Genomic DNA, 24248 nt, shown 5'->3' with positions numbered 1-24248 from the left:
GCTTATTCTCCAATCATGTCGATGTTGGCGGCACCCGGCGGCACCATCGGGAAGACTTTTTCATTGATATCAATCAGCGCGTGGATCAGGCAAGGGCCGGGCCGTTGGATCGCCTCGGCCAGCGCGGCCTGCGGATCTTCTGCGGCGTTCAAATCGCAGGTATCCAGCCCGAAACCGGCGGCAATCTTGATAAAGTCGGTACGCTTGGGATAGGCGGCGGCAAAAATGCGCTGCTGGTAGAACAACGTTTGCTGCTGATGCACCAGCCCCAGCGCCTGGTTGTTCATCAGGATAATTTTCACGTCCAGATCCTGCTCGACGGCGGTGGCCATTTCCTGAATGTTCATCATCAGGCTGCCGTCACCGGAGAAGCACAATACCTTGCGCTGCGGTTCGGCCAGGGCTGCGCCGATCGCTGCCGGCAAGCCGAAGCCCATGGTGCCCAGGCCGCCGGAGGTCAGCCACTGGCGTGGACGGCTCAACGGATAGGCCTGCGCCACCCACATCTGATGCTGGCCTACATCGGTGGTGATGATGGCGCTTTCGTCCACGCAGCGCGCAGTGGCCAGCACCAGCCCGTAGTGACTCAGCGGATCTTCGGCGTTCGGCATGCTGAACGGGAACTCGCGCTTCAGGCCGTTGACGGTGTCCAGCCATTCGCTGCGCGGCTGCGCCTCAATCTGTGGCAGCAGCTGTTGCAGCACCTGGCCGACGTCGGCATGAATGGCAATGTTGGCCTGTTTCACCTTGCCCAGTTCGGCACGGTCGATATCCACGTGAATGATGCTGGCGTTCGGGCAGAACAGTTCGGTTTTGCCAATTGCCCGATCGTCAAAGCGTGCGCCCAGAACGATCAGCAGGTCGGCCTCTTGCAGAATGAAGTTGGTACTGCGCGCCGCGTGCATCCCCAGCATGCCCAGCGACAGCGGGTGCTGTACCGGCATGGCACCCAACGCCATCAGCGTCATGGTGGTCGGCAGGTTGGCGCGTTCCGCCAACTCAATCGCCTGTTGGTGAGCATTGGCGCAGATGATGCCCCCGCCCAGGTACAGCACCGGGCGCTTGGCCTGGTTGATCATCGCTGCGGCCTGCGCTACGGCAGTGGCCTCGAAGGCCGGTGCGGCGTCGGGAACGGCGATCGGCGGCAGTTCATCCCAATCGATCACCGCGGTTTGTACGTCCTTCGGTACGTCGATCCACACCGGGCCAGGACGGCCGGATTCGGCGATACGGAATGCGTCGCAGATCACCTGTGGCAGTTCACGGATATCGCGCACCAAATGGTTGTGCTTGGTGATAGGGATCGAGATGCCGTAGGTGTCTACTTCCTGAAAGGCATCGGTGCCGATCATCGAAGAGGGCACCTGGCCGGTGATGCACACCAGCGGAATGGAATCGAGCTTGGCGTCGGCGATGGCGGTCACCAGGTTGGTGGCGCCCGGCCCGCTGGAGGCGATGCACACCGCAGCTTTACCATTGGCGCGTGCCATGCCTTGCGCCATAAAGCCCGCGCCCTGTTCGTGGCGTGCCAGTACGTGATGAATGCGGGTGCTTTGGCTCAGTGCGTCATACAGCGGCAGCGCCGCGCCACCGGGAATGCCGGCGACGGTGGTGATGCCCTGACGTTCCAGCAGATGAACGATCAACTGTGCGCCGGTGAAGCGGTTGCCTTGCTGTGGCGTGCCCGAAATTGCCATGTTCCTATCCTTTCTCAAGGCCGGTTCGCTTTTCTGGGCAGGGGGCTGAAACTAAAAACCCCGCCCGGTTGCGCCGGCGGGGTTTGGGAATCGATGCGTTGATTCGGACCCTACGGCGCATTGCCGACGACCACCACCACACGCACGACGACCATCACCGCGGCTGGTAGCGCGGTAACTAGTAGGGTCGAAGTCAGCGAGGATGCGATCACAGGGAACCTTATCATCAGTAAAAAAAGTCAGGATTTTATAAAACCACAGGCGAAAAATTCGCACAACAGGTTTATTTGCGCAGCATAAAAAACGCGCGGCAGATCACGGTTTGTGTGAAATGCCCAACACCCGGGCTTCCGGCGCACTGCCGTCCAGCAATGCCTGGGTTGGACCGTCGTAATAAATGCGTCCATCGACTACCAACAGGGTACGTGGCGCGATGCGCGCGGCGTCATCCAGGTTGTGGGACACCATCAGCAGCGTCAGGTTGCGCTGGTCACACACCTCCCGCAGCAGGTGCAGCATCTCATTGCGTAACGCCGGATCGAGCGCCGAAAAGGGTTCGTCGAGCAGCAAGATGGGGCGTTGGCGGATCAGACAGCGCGCCAGGGCGGTACGCTGACGTTGGCCGCCGGAAAGCTGGGACGGCAGACGTGGCAGATGCTCTTCCAGCCCCACTTGCCGGGCAATCTGTGCCAACTGCTGCTTTTGCTGCTCATTCAGCCGCAGCCCCGGATCCAGCCCCAATCCAATGTTCTGCGTTACCGTCAGGTGGGCAAACAGGTTGTTTTCCTGAAACAGCATCGAGACCGGGCGTTTGGCCGGTGGCGTGGCGGTGTGAACGCTGCCGTTCAGCAGCAGCTTGCCGCTGGCGGCCGGCAGGAACCCGGCGATCAGGCTGAGCAGGGTGCTTTTGCCTGCCCCACTGGGGCCAAGCACCGCGACACGTTCGCCTGGCTCAATGCGCAGGTCAAAGCGCATCGGCAGGTGCTCATACAGGTAGGTCAGTTTTTCAAGCTCTATCATGGCGGCCCGGTAAGCGTTCGATCAGGGTAAACAGCAGGAAACACAACAGTAGCAACAACAGTGCGGTGACCGCGCCGTCATTACTGCGATAGGCGCCAATCTGCTGATACAGGTAGTAAGGCAGAGTGCGGAAGTGCTCGTTGCCAAACAGGGCCACCACGCCGAAATCGCCGATCGACAGCACGCAGGCAAAGGCCAGCGCCTGGGCCAGCGGGCGGCGCAACGCTTTCAGCTCGATAAGCCGCAGCCGCTGCCAGCCGTGGATATCCAGCGACAGACACAGTGGGTTGTAGAGTTCGGCCAGGTCGCGCATCGGGTTTTCCAGCACTTTCAGCGCGTAGGGCACCGCCATCAGTGCATTGGTGAGGATCACCAGTGCGTACGGCGACTGTGGCAGCCCGACGGTATCGCTCAGCAGCAGGAAGAAGCCGGTCGCCAACACGATGCCCGGCATCGCCAGGATCACCATGCCGCTCAGTTCCAGTGCATGGCCCCAGCGCAGGCGCTGTTGCAGTTTCAGCTCACGGCTGCTCCACAGCAGCATCATGGTCAGCACCACGCACAGTGCGCCGGCACCGAGAGCAATACGCAACGAGGTAAACAACGCCTGCCACAGCACCTGCTGTTGCAGCACGCTGACCAGAGTTTGGTTGGCACCGTCAGCAATCACCGCCAACAGCGGGGGTAACAGCAGTAGCAGGGCGGCGACGATCAGCAAAAAGTCGCTGACCCGGCGCCCCAGGCTGTCTTCCGGGTTACGCCAGACGTGGGCCTGGGTGTTGCCGACCGGCAAGGCCTGGCTCAAACGCTGGCTGAGTACCACCAGCCCCAGGCAGCAGGCCAGTTGGATCAGCGCCAACAGCGCGGCGCGGCTGAGATCGTAGTCATAGCTGAGCGCCTGGTAGATCGCCAGTTCGATGGTGGTGGCCTGTGGCCCGCCACCCAGTGACAATACGGTGGCGAAGCTGGCAAAGCACAGCATAAAGATCAGCGCCCCGCTCGGCAGGATCTGGCGGCGTAGTGCCGGCCACTCGACAAAACGAAACTGTTGCCAGCCGCTCATGCCGAGTTGTGCTGCCAGTTGGCGCTGTTCGACCGGAATATTTTCCAGCGCCTGCAACAGCAGGCGGGTCGCCAGTGGCAGGTTGAAGAACATGTGGGCCAACAGGATGCCCTGCAGGCCATAAGGCGAGAAGCTGTAATTAATGCCCAACCAACCGCACAGCGCGGCCAGCCAGCCCTGTCGACCATAAACGCTGAGCAGGCCGAACACCGCCACCAACACCGGCAACACCAGCGTCATGGCGCACAGCCGCAGCAGTAATTGGCGTCCGGGGAAACGGCGGCGGTACAGCGCGCGCGCCAACAAAATGGCGGGCAGCACCGAGATCAGCGCGGACAGCAACGCCTGCCAGAAGGTGAAACGCACCACATGCCACAGATAGCTGTCCTGCCATAGACCTTGCCAGTCGCTTTCCGGCGCGTGCCGCCACAGCGAACCCATCGCCAGTGCGGCGATGGTCAGGATCAGACCGGCAGCCAGCAGCCCCGGCCATAGCCAGCGTGGGATCAGTGGCTGACGGCGGTTTGCCATGCCCGGATCCAGTTGCCGCGTTGTTTGGCCACTTCTTCAGCGCTGTATTGCAGCGCGGTCTGCGGGACGGTCATTTGCTCAAACCCGGTCGGCAGCTGGGTTTTGATCACCGGGTACATCCAGTTGCCGGTGGGAATACTGTTCTGGAACGCCGGGGTCACCATAAATTGCATAAAGCGTTCTGCCAGCTCGGGTTGTTTGCTGGCCTTGAGTTTGCCCGCCACTTCGACCTGCAGATAATGGCCTTCGCTGAAGTTAGCGGCGGCGTAGCTGTCTTTTTTCTCTTCGATCAGATGGTAGGCCGGGGAGGTGGTGTAGCTGAGCACCAGGTCACCTTCGCCTTTCAGGAACAGGCCGTAGGCTTCACTCCAGCCCTTGGTCACGGTGACGGTTTTCTTCGCCAGCTTTTGCCAGGCTTCGGGGGCCTTGTCGCCATAAACTTTCTGCATCCACAGCAGCAGGCCGAGGCCGGGGGTGCTGGTGCGCGGATCTTCGTAAATCACCTTCCAGTTCTGGTCACTGTCGACCAGCTCCTGCAGGCTTTTTGGCGGGTTCTTCAGCTTTTCTTTGTTGTAAACGAAGGCAAAGTAGCCGTAGTCATAAGGCACAAAGGTTTTATCCTGCCAGCCGCCGGGGACGCTCAACTTCGCGCTGTCGACGTCGCTTGGCGCGAATAAACCGGTTTGTTGCGCAGCCTGCAGCAGGTTGTTGTCCAGCCCCAGCACGACGTCGGCGGCGCTGTTTTTCCCTTCCATGCGCAGGCGGTTAAGCAGCGAAACGCCGTCTTCCAGCGCGACGAACTTCAGCTCACAGTCACACTGGGCCTCAAAGGCTTTTTTGACCGCCGGACCCGGGCCCCAGTCGGCAGCGAACGAATCATAGGTGTAGACCGTCAGCGTGGGTTTGGCGAACACCGGTGCGGCGCACAACAACAGTAATAAGGGCAGGCTTTTCTTGACCACTTTGCACTCCTGAAAATTTAGGGGGGCAAGGGTATCTGAGGGGGCGATCGGCTGCTGCCGGTTCGCTGGGCTCAAATCCCTCCGCCGGTATTGACCGGATCAGGTTCGACGGGTTTGTTCTCAGCAAATTCGGCACGCCGCCGTTTTGCACCCCGTTGAGACGGCGCCATTGTAAAGACTAACGGGCGCCGGTGAAAGGCGCTTATGCTTCCGGCGGCGCAAACCAGGCGGATTTAAAATCAAACCAGCCGAGGGTGTTCATCCGCACGCCGCGCATGCTGCGTTGGCCGTGCAGTTGCAACCAGTGGTGGAACAGCGGGTGTAACTGATGATTACTGACCAGGCGTTGGCCAAAATCGGCCAACGGTAAGGCATTGGCACGCCACAGCGCGGCGTCCTCAGCGAGATCTTCATTCATGCAGTGCTGCATCAACGGCAGTTCATACAGAGTGGCGAACAGCGAGAACTCCAGCGGCAGATAGAAGTTGGCGCTGCCGAGCCACAAATCGCTGATGGCTTCGCCTTTATGCCAGGTGTCGTAATCCACAACCTGGATCTTCAGCTTGATGCCCTGCTGCGCCAACAGGGGTTCGATCGCCTGTTGAATGGCGTGGAATTCCGAATGCTCGCTGTAGTAGGTCAGCGTCAGTTCGGTCAGCCCGGCCGGTTTGGGCTGCTGCGCCAGAGCCCGATTATGGTGCCAGCGCGGCAGAAGGCCGTAGGCCGGTGACCAATAGCGTTGATAGACCGGGCCGGCATTGCTCAGCAGCGAAATGGGGTTGATCAACTCGCATAGCCAGCTGCGAATAGCCGGATCGGCCGCCAGCGGCGAACGCTGGTCGAACAGCAGGAAATAGCAGCCTTCTTCCAACCGGCTTTCCAGCTCATTTTTGCCGGTATCGTCTGCCTGCAGTTGGACGCCGGAATGCACCAGTTCCTCAGTCACTTCCGGCAGTACCCAAATATTCACCTCATCAATCAGCGCGCGGTAGCCAAAATAATCGTCAAAGGCGTGAATTTTCATCTGGCTGCGGTGGTTGCGCACCACGCTATACGGCCCGGTCCCCACCGGGTGGCGTGAGAATTCCGGCAGGCTCTGCCATTCACGCGGCAGGATCATCGCGGGCACGCTGCCCAGCAGCCACGGCAGCCAGTAATCGGGGCTGTGCAGATGGACGTCGATCACATAAGGCGTCGGTGAAGTCACTCGTTCAATATGGGAAAACAACGGCTGTGGCATCAAGCGGGTAAGCGAACTGATGACATCCTCCATTTCCAGCTCGCGGCCATGGTGAAAATGAATCGCCGGGCGCAGATAAAAACGCCAGTGCTGTGGAGTTAATGGCTGCCAGTGATGCGAAAGGTCAGACTCCAGTTCCCCGTTTTCCTCATTTATCCGCGTCAGGCCGCTGAAAATTTGCCGTGCCAGATGGGTTTCCGAACGCCGCAGCGCCGAACCGGGCAACAGGTTGTACAACTGGCGATAGTAGAGCACCCGCAGAATGTGTTTCCCCTGACGAAAGCTGCGCCCCAGTTGGGATAGCAGCATCTGCCGCACCACGTTTTTATCGCCGACCAGTTGCACCAGTTGATCGATGCGGTCCTGCTCCAGCAATTCCTCCGCCCGCTGCTGTTGCAACGCCAGACCGGTGTAATGAAAGGTGAGCCGTGAACGCTTGCCGCGCCCCGACTCTGCCTGCCAGGTTAGCCAGCCCTGCTGCTGCATGGCGCCCAGTAACGAACGTACGTGGCGGCGCGAGCAGCTGAGCACTTCGGCCAGCTCTTGCAGGGTCGTTTCTGTCGGCTCGCCGTGGCAACGCTGCCACAGGCGAATGAACTGCTGTTGCAATCTGGAGGTGGACATAAAAGAGGAACGCTCCGGCATCAACCCATCAATTTATCTTTCCCTATATTACGCCGATAATTTTCCTCAATGAAAGGGGGAGGGCGACGGATGAAAGTTTTCTTGTCAAAACAGTTCTATCAGCGGTATTTCACAGCGGTGCGCCGCCAACGGGCCGACTGGTTGGGGCTGGTGCCTGAACAGGCGCGGCTGGAGATACTGGCGCATGTAACCCAATGGGATATCCATAGCATGACAGATAAGCAATACCGCGAGCACCTGTGAGGCTCGGGTAGAAAAAGTTTCTGAGTAATGGTGTTGTTCACCAGCCAGTGGGGTCATACCCACTGGTTTTTTTATTATGGGTCGCGGTGATGTTCTTGCAATTTTGCCACCGTAGCCTAAGGTTCTGTCTTCCGCTTTAGGGTCAGGAACAAAGATATGAAACGCCAGCGCTGGCTGCCACGCCGCTTTAATCCGATCTTTGCCGCATTCCTGCTGATTGCTTTTCTTTCCGGCATTGCCGGCGCGCTCTTGGCGCCGACGCTGAGCCTGTTCCTGACCACCGAGGTCAAGGTGCGGCCGCTGTGGGTCGGCCTGTTTTATACCGTTAACGCCATTGTCGGCATTGCGGTCAGTTTCCTGTTGGCCAAGCGTTCGGATACGCGCGGAGATCGGCGCAAGTTGATTCTGTTGTGTTGCCTGATGGCGGTTGGCAACTGTCTGCTGTTTGCCTTTAACCGTGACTACCTGACATTGATCACCGCCGGGGTCTTGCTGTCGGCGATTGCCAATACCGCGATGCCGCAGATCTTCGCGCTGGCGCGGGAATATGCCGACAGTTCGGCGCGTGAAGTGGTGATGTTCAGCTCGGTGATGCGTGCGCAACTGTCGCTGGCCTGGGTGATTGGTCCGCCGCTGTCGTTCACACTGGCGCTGAACTATGGATTTACCGTGATGTTCATGATTGCCGCGGCGACCTTCGCGATCTGTGCATTGCTGGTGTGGTTTACCCTGCCTTCGGTGCCCCGTGCGGCTCCGGTCGAGCCGGAGAATGTACTGGCGGCGACCCCTTCGGCTCCTATCGCCCCTGTCAGCGTCTGGCGCAACCGCGATGTACGGCGCTTGTTTATTGCCTCGATGCTGATGTGGACCTGCAACACCCTGTATATCATCGACATGCCGCTGTATATCACCGCCGATCTGGGCCTGCCGGAGGATCTGGCGGGGCTGCTGATGGGGACCGCCGCCGGGCTGGAGATCCCGGCAATGTTGCTGGCCGGTTATTACGTCAAACGGTTCGGTAAGCGCAACATGATGCTGTTCGCCGTGGCGGCCGGCATTCTGTTTTATGCCGGATTGGTGGTGTTTAAATTTAAGCTGGCACTGATGGTGCTACAGCTGTTCAACGCCATATTTATCGGCATCATCGCCGGTATCGGTATGCTCTATTTCCAGGACCTGATGCCAGGCCGACCGGGCGCGGCAACCACGCTGTTTACCAACAGTATTTCCACCGGGGTGATCCTGGCCGGGGTACTGCAGGGGGCGCTGGTGGAAAACCTGGGGCACTATGCGGTTTACTGGTTGGCGACCCTTCTGGCGGTGGCGGCGTTGTGGATGAGTGCCCGCGTGCGGGAAGTGTGAGCTTAAACGTCACCAACCTTGACGCATGTCATTGAGAACATGACGCCATCCCCCCAAGCTGAACGGACCCGGAACGCGATGAGCGCGTTCCCGCCCATCTTGCTGCTGAGATGCCGATCCGTTTAGAAAAGTGGGTATGTTATGGATAAACTAACGCCGCTCAAGCCCGTCCCTTCTCTGTGTGCCGTCGTTGCCGCCTTGCTTATCTGGTTTGTGATCCCCGTGCCTGAAGGGGTGGAACCCAATGCCTGGCATTTGCTCGCGCTGTTTATCGGCACCATCATCGCCATCATTGGCAAAGCTATGCCCATCGGCGCCGTTTCGGTGGTGGCGATTGCGCTGGTGGCCGTCACGGGCGTCACCAATCCCGGTAAACCCGGTGCTGCGCTGAATGATGCGCTCAGCGGATTTTCCAACCAGTTGATCTGGCTGATCGGCTTTTCGATCATGATCTCCCTTAGTCTGAACAAAACCGGGCTGGGGGCGCGTATCGGCTATTACTTTATCTCGCTGTTCGGTAAGAAGACGCTGGGCATCGCCTATGCGCTAACGCTGGCGGAAACCACTCTGGCACCGGTGACCCCAAGCAACACCGCCCGTGGTGGCGGGATTATCCATCCAATCATGAAGTCGATCGCCGACAGCTTTGGCTCCAAACCCGAGTTGAACACCTCCGGCAAGATTGGCCGTTATCTGTCGCTGGTAAATTACAATATCAACCCGATCACTTCGGCGATGTTTATCACCGCGACCGCACCTAACCCGTTGATCGTCAGCCTGATCGCCAAGGGCACGCATGGCAACTTCGAGCTGTCCTGGTCCATGTGGGCGGTGGCCGCGCTGGTGCCGGGGTTGTGCTCGCTGATCGTCATGCCGTTGGTGATTTATCTGCTCTATCCGCCGGAGGTGAAAAGCACCCCGGATGCCCCGCGTTTCGCACGCGACAAGCTGCAAGCGCTGGGACCGGTGACGCTGCCGGAGAAAATCACGCTGGCGGTGTTTGCCTTGCTGCTGGTGCTGTGGGCCGGTATTCCGGCGATGATCTTCGGCCCGGCGCTGGCGGTCAACCCGACCACCGCCGCGATGATTGGCCTGGCGGTGCTGCTGGCGACTGGCGTGTTGAGTTGGGAAGATGTGCTCAGGCACAAGGGGGCCTGGGACACGGTGGTGTGGTTCTCCGCACTGGTGATGATGGCCAGCTTCCTCGGCAAGTTGGGGTTAATCAGTTGGTTGTCGCAAACCGTGGGCAACGGTATTGATCATATGGGGATGAGTTGGGTTGGCGGCACGGTATTGCTGACCATTATCTATCTGTATTCGCATTACTTCTTCGCCAGCACCACCGCGCACGTTACCGCCATGTTTGCCGCCTTCTTTGCCGCCGGCATTGCGCTCGGCGCACCGCCCGCGTTGCTGGGCTTGATTCTGGCCTTCTCTTCTTCACTGATGATGTCGCTGACCCACTATGGTACCGGCACGGCACCGATTGTCTTCGGCTCCGGCTATGCGACGCTGGGTGAGTGGTGGAAAACCGGTTTGGTGATGAGCATAGTTAACTTGCTGATTTGGATGTTGATTGGTGGGGCGTGGTGGAAATGGCTCGGTTATTGGTAATACCCGTCATACTTGAAACTGCCGCTGTGTTAGCTGCGTAAGTGCACCCCTGTCACTTAGTTCACTAAGCTCCAGGGGATTTACTGACTTGCCGCCTTGCCGCAGTTCCAATTATTTAGGGTATTTGCCGATGATCAGTTCAGGAAGGCCGGCTGCTGCGCTTCGTAGCGGGAAATATCCACTTCGTGTTGCAGCGTCAGACCGATGCTGTCCAACCCGTTAATCATGCAGTGGCGGCGGAAGCTGTCGATCTCGAACGGATAGCTTTTGTCACCGGCTTTCACCGTCTGGTTTTCCAGATCAACTTCAAATTCAATGCCTTCGTTGGCCGCGACCAGTTGGAACAGCGTTTCCACGTCCTGCTCACTCAGCTTAACCGGCAGCAACTGGTTGTTGAGCGAGTTGCCGTAGAAGATATCGGCGAAGCTGGGGGCAATCACCACTCTAAAGCCGTAGTCGGTCAGCGCCCAGGGGGCATGCTCACGCGATGAGCCGCAACCGAAGTTTTCACGCGCCAGCAAAATGCTGGCGCCTTTGTAACGCGGTTGGTTCAGTACAAACTCCGGATTTGGCTGCTGGCCGGCATCGTCCAGAAAACGCCAGTCGTTAAACAGGTGCTGGCCAAAGCCGGTGCGCGTTACCTTCTGTAAAAACTGTTTTGGAATAATGGCATCGGTATCGACGTTAGCCGCATCCAAAGGCACCACTAAACCGGTATGTTGAGTAAATTTAGCCACGGTTGCGTCCCTTAGTGAATATCACGGATATCGGCGAAATGGCCGGCAATAGCGGCCGCAGCGGCCATTGCCGGGCTGACCAGGTGAGTACGTCCACCGCGGCCCTGGCGCCCTTCGAAGTTACGGTTGCTGGTGGATGCGCAGCGTTCGCCCGGGTTCAGGCGGTCGTTGTTCATCGCCAGGCACATCGAGCAGCCCGGCAGACGCCATTCAAAACCGGCATCGATAAAGATTTTATCCAGACCTTCGGCTTCCGCCTGCGCTTTCACCGGGCCAGAGCCTGGTACCACGATGGCCTGAACACCGCTGGCAACCTTGCGGCCTTTGGCGATGGCCGCTGCTGCGCGCAGGTCTTCAATACGTGAGTTGGTGCAGGAACCGATAAATACCTTGTCGATCGGCACGTCTGTCAGCTTGATACCCGGTTTCAGATCCATATAAGCCAGGGCTTTTTCGGCCGAGGCGCGCTCACCCGGATCGCTGAACGATTCTGGCGCGGGGATGGTCTGGTTGACGGCGATAACCTGACCCGGGTTGGTGCCCCAGGTCACCTGTGGCGCGATGTCTTCAGCGCGCAGGGTAACAATGGTGTCGAATTTGGCATCGTCGTCGGATTTCAGCGTGCGCCAGTAGGCAACGGCCTGTTCCCAGTTATCGCCGGTTGGTGCAAACTGACGGCCCTTCAGGTAATCAAAGGTGGTGTCGTCCGGCGCAACCAGCCCGGCTTTGGCACCCATTTCGATCGCCATGTTGCACAGCGTCATGCGGCCTTCCATGCTCAGCGCCTGAATGGCTGTGCCACAGAATTCCACCACGTGGCCGGTACCGCCGGCACTGCCGGTTTTACCAATCACTGCCAGTACGATGTCTTTAGCGGTGATGCCAACGGCGGCATCGCCGGTCACTTCAATTTTCATGGTCTTGGCGCGGCCCTGTTTCAGGGTCTGGGTCGCCAGCACGTGCTCCACTTCAGAGGTGCCGATACCAAACGCCAGTGAACCGAAAGCGCCGTGAGTCGCGGTGTGTGAGTCACCACAGACGATGGTCATGCCCGGCAGCGTCATGCCCTGCTCAGGGCCGATCACGTGTACGATGCCCTGATACGGGTGGTTCAGGTCATACAGCAACACGCCAAACTCTTCGCAGTTCTTGATCAGCTCTTGCATCTGAATGCGCGCCATCTCGCCACTGGCGTTGATGTCTTTGGTTTGGGTGGACACGTTGTGGTCCATGGTGGCAAAAGTCTTGCCCGGCTGGCGCACTTTACGGCCCATGGCGCGCAGGCCGTCGAACGCCTGCGGGGAAGTCACTTCGTGCACCAGGTGGCGATCGATATACAACAGCGGGGTTTCTTCCGGCGCCGAGTAGACCACGTGGGCATCGTATAATTTCTGATATAACGTTTTAGACATGTTATGCCCCCTGAGCAACAAAGCGGGCGATGATGTCACCCATTTCATCGGTGCTGATGGCTGGACCAACACCGGCCAGATCGGCGGTGCGGTAACCCTGTTCCAGCGCCTGATTGATGGCGCGTTCAACGGCATCGGCCGCTTCGCTGGCACCCAGGCTGTAACGCAGCAGCAGGGTGGCTGACAGGATCTGGGCGATCGGGTTGGCAATGCCTTTACCCGCGATATCCGGCGCTGAACCACCGGCCGGCTCGTACAGACCAAAGCCCTGTTCGTTCAGGCTGGCGGAAGGCAGCATGCCCATCGAACCGGTGATCATCGCACATTCGTCGGACAGAATGTCACCGAACAGGTTGGAGCACAGCAACACGTCGAACTGCGACGGGTCTTTGATCAACTGCATGGTGGCGTTGTCGATGTACATATGCGACAGCGACACATCCGGGTAATCCTTGGCGACCTGATTGACCACTTCGCGCCACAGAATGGAGCTCTGCAATACGTTGGCCTTATCAATCGAGGTCACTTTGTTGCGACGCTTGCGGGCGGACTCGAAGGCGATGCGGGTAATGCGTTCGATCTCGAAGCGGTGATAAACCTCGGTATCGAAGGCGCGTTCTTGCATGCCCTGGCCTTCGCGGCCTTTTGGCTGGCCAAAGTAGATGCCGCCGGTCAGTTCACGCACGCACAGAATATCGAAACCGCGGGCGGCGATGTCGGCACGCAATGGACAGAACTCTTCCAGCCCCTGGTACAAACGAGCAGGGCGCAGGTTGCTGAACAGTTTGAAGTGCTTACGCAACGGCAGCAAAGCGCCACGTTCAGGCTGCTCTGCCGGCGGCAGGTGTTCCCACTTCGGGCCACCGACTGAACCGAACAGGATGGCGTCGGCTTGCTCACAACCGGCGAGGGTGGCCTGTGGCAGCGGGCTACCATGGCGATCGATGGCGATGCCACCGACGTCGTATTCGGCTTCGGTGATACGGATGTCAAAGCGCTGACGCACTGCGTTCAACACTTTACGTGCTTGGGCCATTACTTCCGGGCCGATTCCGTCTCCGGGCAAGACGGCAATGTGGTAAGTCTTCGTCATGTTCACACCGTTTCCTGATTATTTTGATGTTTGCTTTGCTGCAGACGCTGTTTTTCTTTTTCTACCTGCTGGGAGCGCCAAATATTATTTAATACGTGAACCATCGCCTTGGCGGAGGATTCCACGATGTCGGTCGCCAGACCCACGCCGTGGAAGCGGCGGCCGTTGTAGGACACCACGATATCAACCTGGCCCAGGGCGTCGCGGCCCTGGCCTTTGGCGGTTAACTGGTATTTCACCAGTTCAATGGGATAACCGGTAATGCGATTGATGGCCTGATAGACCGCGTCAACCGGCCCGTTACCGGTGGCCGCTTCGGCTTTCTCTTCTTCGCCGCAGATCAATTTCACCGATGCGGTGGCCATGATGCTGCTGCCTGACTGCACGCTGAAGTAGTCCAGGCTGAAATGCTCGGGCTCTTCCTGCTGCTTATTAATGAAGGCCAGGGCTTCCAGATCGTAATCGAACACCTGACCTTTCTTATCGGCCAGCTTCAGGAAGGCGGCGTACAGATTGTCCAGGTTGTAGTCCTGTTCTTTGTAGCCCATCTCTTCCATGCGGTGTTTCACCGCCGCGCGGCCGGAACGGGAAGTCAGGTTCAACTGCACATCTTTCAGACCTATGGTCTGCGGGGACATGATTTCGTAGTTTTCACGATTTTTCAGCACGCCGTCCTGATGAATGCCAGAGGAGTGGGCGAAGGCATTGGAACCGACGATCGCCTTGTTGGCAGGGATCGGCATATTACACAGTTGGCTGACAATTTGGCTGGTGCGGAAAATTTCCTGATGATTGATGTTGGTGTGCACGTTCATGATGTCCTGGCGCACTTTGATCGCCATGATCACTTCTTCCAGCGAGGTGTTGCCTGCGCGCTCACCAATGCCGTTCAAGGTGCCTTCTACCTGGCGTGCGCCGGCTTGCACTGCGGCGATAGAGTTGCCGACCGCCATCCCCAGATCGTCGTGGCAGTGCACAGAGATAATGGCCTTGTCGATATTCGGTACGCGGTCATACAGGGTGGTGATAATGCCGCCAAACTGATTCGGCGTGGTGTAGCCCACGGTGTCTGGAATATTGATGGTGGTGGCACCGGCGTTGATGGCGGCTTCTACCACACGACACAGGTTATCGATCGGCGTACGGCCTGCATCTTCACAGGAGAACTCTACGTCGTCAGTGTAGTTACGGGCACGCTTCACCGAGCGGATTGCCATCTCCAGCACTTCGTCGAACGAGCGCTTCAGCTTGGATTCAATATGCAGGGTGGAGGTAGCCAGGAACACGTGAATACGGAAGGCTTCGGCCACGCGCAACGCTTCGGCTGCGACGTCGATGTCTTTATCCACGCAACGGGCCAGGCCACATACACGACTGTTTTTAATCTGGCGGGCAATGGTTTGTACGGATTCGAAATCGCCCGGTGAGGATACCGGGAAGCCGACTTCCATGACGTCGACACCCATTCTCTCCAGCGCCATCGCTATCTGAATCTTCTCTTTCACGCTCAGGCTGGCTTGCAGCGCTTGTTCGCCATCACGCAGCGTTGTATCGAAAATAATGACTTGTTGGCTCATCAGGGCGTTCCTTATCGTGTTTATTTCACGCTAAGCGGGTAAAAAAAAACCCGCGCAGTAGCGCGGGTTTGTTATGAGGGTGGGCTAAATCAGCTCTGAACTGCGTCCACCGGCATACCGCGCAAACAAGATGCGTTAAGTAGTAGGCCTAGTAGACGGTAAGTACGGTTCATGGCGGTTCAGCTTCTCTAAAATAGTTTCGTTGCCTAATTTGATACGTTATTGGCTTGGTCATGTCAACACCTGATTGAAAATGAGGGTACTCACTGACCTCCTGATTAACGTTCCGCGGCGAACAGAAGATAGTTCGGTAAAAAATGACATTGTCAGATAAAAGGCAATGAAGGATTTGCGGGCCTGTTAGCATAAATGAAATGAATATATATCGTCGCAATTGCTTCTGATGTTCATTAGGTTAAAATTAAAGATGCAAAACGACAGAAGGCATGCTAGCCAAAAGAAAAATAGGGGTGGTTATATTTTTTCCATCAATATGTTTGTGGTTTGTTATGTTTTTTATGAATTATTCATAGAGTTAATGGCTATCAGTAATTAATGAGGGGGTTTTATTAAAGGAAGTGGTTATTAACCGTATTTTTATCGGAGTAAGTAAGGGTGAGGAACAGAAGTTAAATGAAGGTGCAAAGAGAGGTTTGTGAAGTTAACCGATTTAAATGGTGTGTGTGATCTCTTCCCGCGAGAAAAATGGATGTGATGTGCGGCAGGTATTAACTTTTAACCATGTTTGTATATAGGACGTTGCTTGAGCTCGGTTTAAATGAACGGAGCGAGAGATAACTAATTCTGCTTTGTGCGATTAGAACAGCGATGAATTATCACTCGTTAATTGTACTTTGGGGATTATCTACACAGGACTTAGTGGAGTGGAATATGTCGGAATATAATTCAGAAGTTATCACTGAGAAAGAAACCAGCGATTTGCATTTACGCAGTGTCGATCTGAATTTGCTAACGGTGTTTGATGCCGTTATGCAGATGCAGAATATTACCCGGGCCGCGAGCTTTTTGGGGATGTCGCAACCGGCAGTGAGCAACGCCGTTGCGCGCTTGAAACTGATGTTCAATGACGAGTTGTTTGTGCGCTGTGGGCGCGGGATCCAGCCTACTGTAAGGGCCAGGCAGCTTTTTGGGCCGGTGAGGCAAGCATTGCAGTTGGTGCAAAATGAGCTGCCTGGCGCGGAGTTTGAACCCTTTACCAGTGAGCGAGTCTTCTCCATCGCCATTTGCAGCCCACTTGATTTGCGCTTGGGATCCGCGCTAATCAACCACCTGAAGGAAATAGCGCCTCAGACCCATTTAAAAATAAAATCATATATAACGAGTAGTATTGATAGCCAATTGCGCTACCAAGAGGTTGAGTTCGTTATTGGCTATGCCTGTTTTGAATCGGCAGAGTTTAAAAGTGTGAGGCTTTTTGAGGATGAACTGGTGCTGGTTCTTGCCAAGAAACATCCGAGAATTGAAAAAGCCATCACGCCGGAACAAATTCTTGGGGAGCAGCATGCGGTGGTTTCGCTGGATATTTTTAACTCCTTCAGTAAGCCTTACTATATAGAGGAGGCGATGCAGCGCGTCGTGGCTCAGCAATGTACCGATTTATACAGTGTGCTGAATATGGTATCCAATACTGACATGATTGCCATAGTTCCTGCCTGGCTGGCTCAGCAGCAGGCTGAAGCATTACAGCTGCGTTTTATTCCTTTCCCCTGCAGTGAGAATAAGGTGACCTGTTATCTATCCTGGCATGAGTCGGCAGAAAGAGATAAGGGACATCTATGGATGAAAGGTATGCTTGGCCAGTCTGATATGTCTGAGTAAATCAGCCGATTATTACCCCCGAGGTGGTAGTTTCCCGTTGGGGGAATAATTTTTCCCATTCGTTGGTTAGGAATTACCTTGGGTTTATGTAAGATATATCTTGGCTTAAGTGTTCTGAATTAACCGCTTCCGCATGACCTCGGTAGTTTCATTGAAAATTATTATAATGAAATTATATTCTGAAATATTAATTACAGTTGGTGTTTTTATCTGTTTTCTTCGGTGCCTGTCGAACCCGCGTTTTGTGACCTGGATAAAACCTTTTCATCACCCTTCTGTCCAATGAGAGGTTGCGGTGAAATTAACCTGGGTTTTAGCTCACACTTCTACGCTGAAATCTCTTTTCCCGTTGCCAGAGAGTAGGTAGACTGCGCGAAAAAAAGTAAACACGTGTAAGCTGAGATGCAGAGCAAGATGGCCTGCTCAACGCTAACTGTTTGATTCATTTCAGGCTCAGGGCGCTATGATCAATAATCTGCTGCAATACCATTTGACTCACCGTATACAGCACCAAATTTCCCAGCGTGCCGATCGCACAGCTTTTCGCCAATGGTCTCCTGCTGGAGAGACCCAATTGACCTGGCAGCAGGTCGATACGCATATCAACCACATTGCCAGTGCGCTGTTGGCGTTGGGCACCGAGGTGCAGGAGCGTATCGCGATCTTTGCCAATAACAGCATGGCCTGGTCGCTGGCGGATTTGGCAATCCTGCGGTTACGTGGGGTCAGCGTGCCGCTGTATGCCACCAATACACCGGCCCAGGCGGCTTTTATCATTAATGACGCCGATATCCGCATTCTGTTCGTTGGCGAACAGGCTCAGCTGGATGCTGCCATCGCATTACGCGGTGTCTGTCCGCAATTGAACCACATTATTGTGTTTGATGACGGCGTTGATCTGCGCGGTTGTGAGATTGCTCAGCACCTGAGCGCCTTTGAGCATGAAGCCGATCCGGCGGCGTTTGAATCGCAGCTGCAGCAACGCATTGCCGATTGCGATCTGCGGGATCTGTTCACACTGATCTACACCTCCGGTACCACCGGCGAACCTAAAGGGGTGATGCTGGATTACCGCAACCTGGCGGCACAGCTGTATCTGCACGATGAGCGACTGACGGTAACGGAAGAAGATGTCTCTCTCAGTTTCCTGCCGATGTCGCATGTGTTTGAACGCGCCTGGAGTTTCTTCATCATGCACTCCGGTGCGCAAAACGTGTTTTTGCCCAATACCGACTGGGTGCGTGAGGCCATGACGGCGGTACGCCCGACGCTGATGTGCGCGGTGCCGCGGTTCTACGAAAAAATCTTCAGTGCAGTGCACGAGAAAGTTGCCCGTGCCCCCTGGCTGCGCCGTGCACTGTTCCACTGGGCAATTGTCTGCGGTGAGCGTAAGTTCCTGCAAGAACGCGCCGGTAAGCCTCTGGGCAAGTTGTTTGATCTTTCCCACCGTTGGGCCGATAAGCTGGTGTTGAGTAAACTGCGCGGCATTCTCGGCGGGCGGGTGCGGTTCTTGCCGGCTGCCGGTGCCAAACTGGACGACAATGTGATCCTGTTTTTCCAGGCGATGGGCATCAACATCAAATATGGTTATGGCATGACCGAGACCTGCGCCACCGTTTCCTGCTGGGAAGAGGGCAATTTCCGCTTTGGCTCGATTGGCAAACCCCTGCCGGGGGTTGAGGTGCGTATTGGTGAGGAGAATGAAATCCAGGTGCGTGGCCCGGTGGTGATGCGCGGTTATTTCAATAAGCCGCTGGAAACCGCCGCCTCCTTTACCGAAGATGGCTGGTTGAAGACCGGCGATGCCGGTGCCATTGACGAAGGCGGCAACCTGTTTATCACCGAGCGCCTCAAGGATCTGATGAAAACCTCCGGCGGCAAGTACATTGCTCCGCAGATGCTCGAAGGCACGCTGGCGCAGGATCGCTTTATCGAACAGGTGGCGATCATTGCCGACGCACGTAAATTTGTCTCCGCCTTGATTGTGCCCAGCTTTGAGTCGCTGGAAGAGTATGCCAAGTCCATCAACCTGAAATACCAGGATCGGCTTGAACTGCTGCGCAACAGCCATATTCTGGAAATGTTCGACAGCCGCCTGCGTGAGATGCAAAAAGAGTTGGCGCGTTTCGAACAGGTGAAAAAGTTTACCCTGTTGCCGGCGGCCTTTTCGATGGAGTTGGGGGAACTGACACCGACGTTGAAGCTGCGTCGTAAAGTGATTTTGCAGCGCTATCAGAGTGAAATTGATTCAATGTACCAGGAGAAGGCTTAACCACGCCTTAGTGCAGGTTTCCCGGTTAAAAAAACGGCATCCTTCTTGCCTGATATAGTTCTGTAATTCCTCGCCTGACTGAAACAATGCCTAGCCCGATTTGCCAGCGGCTAGTGCATTGTTTCTGTAAACCCCCGATCCCCAGCTCGTTGCCAGTAACCCTTTTGTTGTTGTGCCATTTTGCCGTTTGCCTGCCTTATATTCTGACGTTATGTTAATGGGTTATAGTCAATCCATAAAAAGTTTGGGGTATTGCCCCACAACAGGCGCCACGTTCCGGCGCCAGATAAGAATAAGTTAGCCTGGAGGCAAACCCATGGAGATGTTGTCAGGAGCCGAGATGGTCGTCCGATCGTTGATCGATCAGGGCGTTAAGCATGTATTCGGTTATCCGGGCGGGGCGGTACTCGATATCTACGATGCCCTGCATACGGTCGGAGGAATCGATCACATATTGGTACGCCATGAGCAAGGTGCCGTGCATATGGCCGATGGCTATGCGCGTGCGACTGGTGAAGTGGGGGTGGTGCTGGTGACCTCAGGTCCCGGAGCGACCAATGCGATCACCGGCATTGCGACCGCCTATATGGATTCCATCCCAATGGTAGTGCTGTCCGGTCAGGTTCCCAGCTCGCTGATTGGCTATGATGCCTTCCAGGAGTGCGACATGGTGGGGATTTCTCGCCCGGTAGTGAAGCACAGCTTCCTGGTCAAACGCACCGAAGATATTCCCGGCATCCTGAAGAAGGCTTTTTACCTGGCTTCTACCGGTCGCCCTGGTCCGGTGGTGATCGACCTGCCGAAAGACATCGTGGGTCCGGCGGTGAGAATGCCTTACGCCTATCCGCAGGAAGTGAGCATGCGTTCCTATAACCCGACGGTGCAAGGGCATCGCGGGCAGATTAAGCGTGCGTTACACACCGTGCTGTCGGCTAAAAAACCCGTGATGTACGTTGGCGGCGGGGCGATCAACTCGGCCTGTGAGGCAGAGCTGCTGGAATTGGCGGAGAAGCTGAATCTGCCGGTGACCTGCACCCTGATGGGGTTGGGCGCCTTTCCCGGTACGCATCGCCAGAGCGTCGGCATGCTCGGCATGCACGGCACTTATGAAGCCAACAAAACCATGCACAACTCTGACGTGATTTTTGCCGTCGGCGTGCGTTTCGACGATCGTACCACCAACAACCTGGCCAAATACTGCCCGGACGCTACCGTACTGCATATCGACATTGACCCTACCTCAATTTCCAAGACGGTAGACGCCGATATTCCAATTGTTGGCGATGCCAAACAGGTGCTTACGCAGATGCTGGAGCTTCTGGCACAGGAAGACAAGGCGCAGGACCACGATGCGTTGCGTGACTGGTGGCAATCCATTGAGCAGTGGCGCGCGCGCGATTGCCTGAGCTACGACAAAAACAGCGGCACCATTAAGCCACAGGCAGTGATCGAAACCCTGCACCGGCTGACCAAGGGTGACGCTTATGTCACTTCCGATGTCGGCCAGCACCAGATGTTCGCCGCGCTCTATTATCCCTTCGACAAGCCACGCCGTTGGATTAACTCCGGCGGGCTGGGCACCATGGGCTTTGGTCTGCCGGCGGCGCTGGGCGTGAAGTTGGCGCTGCCTGATGAAACCGTGGTGTGTGTCACCGGGGACGGCAGTATCCAGATGAACATTCAGGAGCTGTCCACCGCGCTGCAGTACAACCTGCCGGTGATCGTGGTGAACCTGAACAACCGCTATCTGGGGATGGTGAAGCAGTGGCAGGACATGATTTATTCCGGCCGCCACTCCCAGTCTTATATGGATTCCCTGCCGGACTTCGTCAAACTGGCGGAGGCTTATGGCCACGTAGGCATCGCCATTCGCACCCCGGATGAGCTGGAAAGCAAACTGGCACAGGCGCTGGCCGAGAAGGAGCGTCTGGTATTTGTCGACGTCACCGTCGATGAGACCGAACATGTTTACCCGATGCAGATCCGGGGTGGAAGCATGGACGAAATGTGGTTAAGCAAAACGGAGAGGACCTGATCATGCGCCGTATTTTATCTGTATTGCTGGAAAATGAATCCGGTGCGTTATCGCGTGTGGTGGGCTTGTTCTCTCAGCGCGGTTACAACATTGAAAGCCTGACGGTAGCACCGACCGACGATCCCACTCTGTCACGAATGACGATTCAAACCGTTGGCGATGAGAAAGTGCTGGAGCAGATCGAAAAGCAGCTGCATAAGTTGGTGGACGTGCTGCGCGTCAGCGAACTGGTGCAGGGCGCGCACGTTGAGCGTGAAATCATGCTGGTGAAGCTGCAGGCCAGCGGTTATGGCCGCGAAGAGGTGAAACGCTGCGCCGACATTTTCCGTGGTCAGATTGTCGACGTCACGGCCACGCTGTACACCGTTCAACTGGCGGGTACCAGCGACAAGCTGGATGCGTTCCTGAGTGCGGTGCGTGAAGTGGCCGAAATTGTCGAGGTGGCGCGTTCCGGTGTGGTCGGTGTGTCGCGCGGCGATAAAATCATGCGCTGAGGCGTGATACTGGCATAATCTAGGGGCGTAGCCAGGCTGCGCCCTTTGTTTTTCGGTGTTTTTTGCCCGTTTGCTGGCACCTTTCGGCAAAAGCGGTTGCTAGGCAGTGTTTTCTGCTGTTAGATCGCAGAGGCTGGATTGAATAACCGCACAGGATGCGATGGTTAATCCGGGCATGGTTTTCACTTCTATTTTCAGCGTCATTAAGGGGTTAACGTGAAACTGGATGAAATCGCGCGTCTCGCAGGCGTTTCGCGCACTACGGCCAGTTATGTCATCAACGGCAAGGCGAAGCAGTATCGTGTCAGCGATAAAACCGTCGAAAAAGTGATGGCCGTGGTCAGGGAGCACAACTATCATCCGAATGCCGTCGCGGCAGGGCTGCGCGCCGGGCGGACTCGTTCAATCGGTCTGGTGATACCGGATCTGGAAAACACCAGCTACACCCGCATTGCCAACTATCTGGAACGTCAGGCTCGCCAACGCGGCTACCAGTTGTTGATTGCCTGTTCGGAAGATCAGCCGGATAACGAAATGCGTTGCATTGAGCACCTGTTGCAACGCCAGGTCGACGCGCTGATCGTTTCCACCGCCTTACCGCCGGAGCACCCGTTCTATCAGCGTTGGGCCAACGATCCACTGCCGATTATCGCTCTGGACCGGGCACTGGATCGCGAGCATTTCATCAGCGTGGTGGGGGCCGATCAAGAGGACTCATTCGCGCTGGCGCAGGAGCTTCGTACCTTCCCAGCTGAATCGGTGCTGTATCTGGGGGCCTTGCCGGAGCTTTCCGTCAGCTTCCTGCGTGAGCAGGGGTTCCGTGAGGCATGGCAGGATGACGAGCGGCATGTCGATTATCTGTATGCCAACAGTTATGAGCGTGAGGCTGCCGGCGTGTTGTTTGCCGAATGGTTGAAAACCCACCCGATGCCGCAGGCGCTGTTCACCACCTCATTCTCTTTGCTGCAAGGGGTGATGGATGTGACGCTGAAGCAACGTGGCCGCTTGCCGACCGATCTGGCGATCGCCACCTTCGGCGATCACGAGCTGTTGGACTTCCTCGAGTGTCCGGTCCTGGCGGTTGCCCAGCGTCACCGTGACGTGGCCGAGCGCGTGCTGGAACTGGTGCTGGCCAGCCTGGATGAACCGCGTAAACCCAAACCGGGTCTGACGCGCATCCGGCGCAATCTGTTCCGTCGCGGCAGTCTTAGCAGGAAATAATCCTCAACAGGAGCGCGCCGTTGCGCTCCTGCTTCATGCTTCACACGTAGCCTGCCACTCTGAACAATCTTCTGCAGTATTCGAGAAAGTAACCGTACACCACGCCCATTGCCATCGACACCACTGCGTTACTGGTCACCGCCGTCATGATTTGTTGCCCATCGGCACCGACGCTCCACAGGATGGCGGCATAGACGGGGGACTGGAAACTGACATAGGCCAACAGGTCGGCCAGGTTGCGCAGTAAAAAGGGTTGGCGGTGAAAGCGCCTGGCGACACGGATAAACAGATCGCGATAGCGGCCATAGGGCCAGGCGATCAGGATGTTCACCGGGATCGACAGCAAACGGGACGAGAGTGATTGTTGAAAGCTCATGCCGGACACCAGGATTTCTATCGCCATGCCGGCGATGAAGCAGTACACCACCAGTGCAAAGGTATCGGCAGCGGCGCTGCGCCAATGAGGGACAGGCGAAAGCATGATGCAATCTCCGTGGTTATTGGTTAATATTCTGTTAAATCATTAATTGTTGGTTGTTAAATCTGGTTTTTTATTCTTTTTGTAGTTTACACTTCCGCTATGAATTCACTAAGTAGCTAAATATTTTTATTTTAAGGTGTTGCGTGGTTTTTGTGCTGAGCTCAGGCAGAGGAATATGGCGCGAAGGGATTAAAAATGGATGAATTGCAACTATTCAATAAAAAACAATGAGTTGCATTATTTGTTGCGGCGAACTGCTTTTTCACAGTAAAAATTGTGGGAATAAATGATGTAAGGAAATGAAACCATAATTGTAAACAGGTATTTTGAGAATAATCTTACTAAATTGATTTAAATCGAAATTAGCTCCCCTCGTAATATCCGAGTCATTTATTTTTTCAGCGAACTTATCACTGAGGCTTTAATTGAAGTAAAATAGCGGCCGGTGTGGGGCGTAATAACCGTTGAGCGTTATTAACTCAATGGCTTAAGCCCTATTTCGGCGGTAAGGCAAGTTTGCGCCGGGCCTTGTCCGGTGCGGGTCCCAACGGGTTACAGGGATGTGATTGCCGAGCTAAAAAATGAGACATCGATTGCAGAAGGAAGTATTGAGTTAATTAATCGCCAATTTGTCAGGTTTTTAATCACGTTCTTTCCGCTTAGAAATTTCTCCCCGTTTATCATGATGTTAATTTTTAATCATCTAATAA

At 55.9% G+C, this 24248-nt stretch carries 19 protein-coding genes and 1 riboswitch; of the genes, 8 read left to right on the top strand and 11 right to left on the bottom strand.

The window, feature by feature from the left end:
* Positions 1–2 precede the first annotated feature (2 nt).
* The 6 genes from ilvB to sgrR all read right to left on the bottom strand — a co-directional run bounded on the left by ilvB (position 3) and on the right by sgrR (position 7137).
* A complete protein-coding gene (ilvB, locus tag BEI65_RS09420; RefSeq protein WP_099063097.1) occupies positions 3–1697 on the bottom strand; it encodes an acetolactate synthase large subunit in 1695 nt (564 codons plus the stop codon).
* 110 nt (positions 1698–1807) lie between these two features.
* The gene (ivbL, locus tag BEI65_RS26775; protein WP_208295193.1) at positions 1808–1924 is read right to left on the bottom strand and encodes an ilvB operon leader peptide IvbL; all 117 of its coding nucleotides are present in this window, start codon (positions 1922–1924) and stop codon (positions 1808–1810) included.
* 88 nt (positions 1925–2012) lie between these two features.
* Entirely contained in the window at positions 2013–2717 is a 705-nt protein-coding gene (gene thiQ / locus BEI65_RS09415) for a thiamine ABC transporter ATP-binding protein ThiQ (RefSeq protein ID WP_099063096.1), read from the bottom strand.
* Positions 2704–4311, bottom strand: coding sequence for a thiamine/thiamine pyrophosphate ABC transporter permease ThiP (gene thiP, locus BEI65_RS09410; RefSeq protein WP_099063095.1), 1608 nt, complete (start codon positions 4309–4311; stop codon positions 2704–2706). The genes thiQ and thiP overlap by 14 nt, the downstream gene beginning before the upstream one ends.
* Positions 4287–5273 (bottom strand): thiamine ABC transporter substrate binding subunit, encoded by a 987-nt coding sequence (gene thiB, locus BEI65_RS09405; RefSeq protein WP_099063094.1) that lies wholly within the window; start codon positions 5271–5273, stop codon positions 4287–4289. Before thiB ends, thiP begins: the two co-directional genes overlap by 25 nt.
* Positions 5274–5331: 58 nt before the next feature.
* A riboswitch (TPP riboswitch) is annotated at positions 5332–5438 on the bottom strand.
* Positions 5439–5475: 37 nt separating this feature from the next.
* Complete coding sequence (gene sgrR / locus BEI65_RS09400) at positions 5476–7137, bottom strand: HTH-type transcriptional regulator SgrR (RefSeq protein WP_099063093.1); 1662 nt, start codon at positions 7135–7137, stop codon at positions 5476–5478.
* 90 nt (positions 7138–7227) lie between these two features.
* Here sgrR and sgrT point away from each other — a divergent pair, with 90 nt between their 5' ends.
* From sgrT to BEI65_RS09385, 3 genes are all read left to right on the top strand, one after another.
* Positions 7228–7401: a glucose uptake inhibitor SgrT gene (gene sgrT / locus BEI65_RS09395; RefSeq protein ID WP_099063092.1), complete on the top strand. Its 174-nt coding sequence runs from the start codon at positions 7228–7230 to the stop codon at positions 7399–7401.
* Between the two features lie 156 nt (positions 7402–7557).
* Positions 7558–8763 carry a sugar efflux transporter gene (locus BEI65_RS09390; protein WP_099063091.1) on the top strand — a complete coding sequence of 402 codons (1206 nt, stop codon included), beginning with the start codon at positions 7558–7560 and terminating at the stop codon, positions 8761–8763.
* Between the two features lie 141 nt (positions 8764–8904).
* Positions 8905–10377 carry a DASS family sodium-coupled anion symporter gene (locus tag BEI65_RS09385; RefSeq protein ID WP_099063090.1) on the top strand — a complete coding sequence of 491 codons (1473 nt, stop codon included), beginning with the start codon at positions 8905–8907 and terminating at the stop codon, positions 10375–10377.
* 134 nt (positions 10378–10511) lie between these two features.
* Here the strand turns inward: BEI65_RS09385 and leuD are convergent, their stop codons facing one another.
* Genes leuD through leuA form a run of 4 tightly spaced genes read right to left on the bottom strand, consistent with a single transcriptional unit; the run spans position 10512 to position 15196 of the window.
* On the bottom strand, positions 10512–11114 hold the full coding sequence (gene leuD / locus BEI65_RS09380) for a 3-isopropylmalate dehydratase small subunit (RefSeq protein WP_099063089.1): 603 nt from the start codon (positions 11112–11114) through the stop codon (positions 10512–10514).
* 11 nt (positions 11115–11125) lie between these two features.
* On the bottom strand, positions 11126–12526 hold the full coding sequence (gene leuC / locus BEI65_RS09375; protein ID WP_099063088.1) for a 3-isopropylmalate dehydratase large subunit: 1401 nt from the start codon (positions 12524–12526) through the stop codon (positions 11126–11128).
* A gap of 1 nt (position 12527) precedes the next feature.
* On the bottom strand, positions 12528–13619 hold the full coding sequence (gene leuB, locus BEI65_RS09370; RefSeq protein ID WP_099063087.1) for a 3-isopropylmalate dehydrogenase: 1092 nt from the start codon (positions 13617–13619) through the stop codon (positions 12528–12530).
* Positions 13620–13621: 2 nt separating this feature from the next.
* Entirely contained in the window at positions 13622–15196 is a 1575-nt protein-coding gene (gene leuA, locus BEI65_RS09365; protein ID WP_017891594.1) for a 2-isopropylmalate synthase, read from the bottom strand.
* An 891-nt stretch (positions 15197–16087) separates the two neighbouring features.
* On the opposite strand from leuA, the gene leuO reads away from it, so the two are divergent.
* From leuO to cra, 5 genes are all read left to right on the top strand, one after another.
* The gene (leuO, locus tag BEI65_RS09360) at positions 16088–17035 is read left to right on the top strand and encodes a transcriptional regulator LeuO (protein ID WP_099063086.1); all 948 of its coding nucleotides are present in this window, start codon (positions 16088–16090) and stop codon (positions 17033–17035) included.
* Positions 17036–17498: 463 nt separating this feature from the next.
* Positions 17499–19307 carry a long-chain fatty acid--CoA ligase gene (locus tag BEI65_RS09355; RefSeq protein ID WP_099063085.1) on the top strand — a complete coding sequence of 603 codons (1809 nt, stop codon included), beginning with the start codon at positions 17499–17501 and terminating at the stop codon, positions 19305–19307.
* A gap of 316 nt (positions 19308–19623) precedes the next feature.
* Positions 19624–21342, top strand: coding sequence for an acetolactate synthase 3 large subunit (gene ilvI / locus BEI65_RS09350; RefSeq protein ID WP_099063084.1), 1719 nt, complete (start codon positions 19624–19626; stop codon positions 21340–21342).
* A gap of 2 nt (positions 21343–21344) precedes the next feature.
* Complete coding sequence (gene ilvN / locus BEI65_RS09345; protein ID WP_004932806.1) at positions 21345–21836, top strand: acetolactate synthase small subunit; 492 nt, start codon at positions 21345–21347, stop codon at positions 21834–21836.
* A 216-nt stretch (positions 21837–22052) separates the two neighbouring features.
* On the top strand, positions 22053–23057 hold the full coding sequence (cra, locus tag BEI65_RS09340; RefSeq protein ID WP_085120221.1) for a catabolite repressor/activator: 1005 nt from the start codon (positions 22053–22055) through the stop codon (positions 23055–23057).
* Between the two features lie 40 nt (positions 23058–23097).
* Here the strand turns inward: cra and BEI65_RS09335 are convergent, their stop codons facing one another.
* Complete coding sequence (locus BEI65_RS09335; RefSeq protein WP_085120222.1) at positions 23098–23538, bottom strand: L-alanine exporter AlaE; 441 nt, start codon at positions 23536–23538, stop codon at positions 23098–23100.
* Positions 23539–24248 lie beyond the last annotated feature (710 nt).

The organism is Serratia sp. BW106, assembly GCF_002607755.1.
In the GTDB taxonomy this organism is placed as follows: domain Bacteria; phylum Pseudomonadota; class Gammaproteobacteria; order Enterobacterales; family Enterobacteriaceae; genus Serratia; species Serratia proteamaculans.
This window is presented reverse-complemented; position numbering and strand designations above follow the sequence as displayed.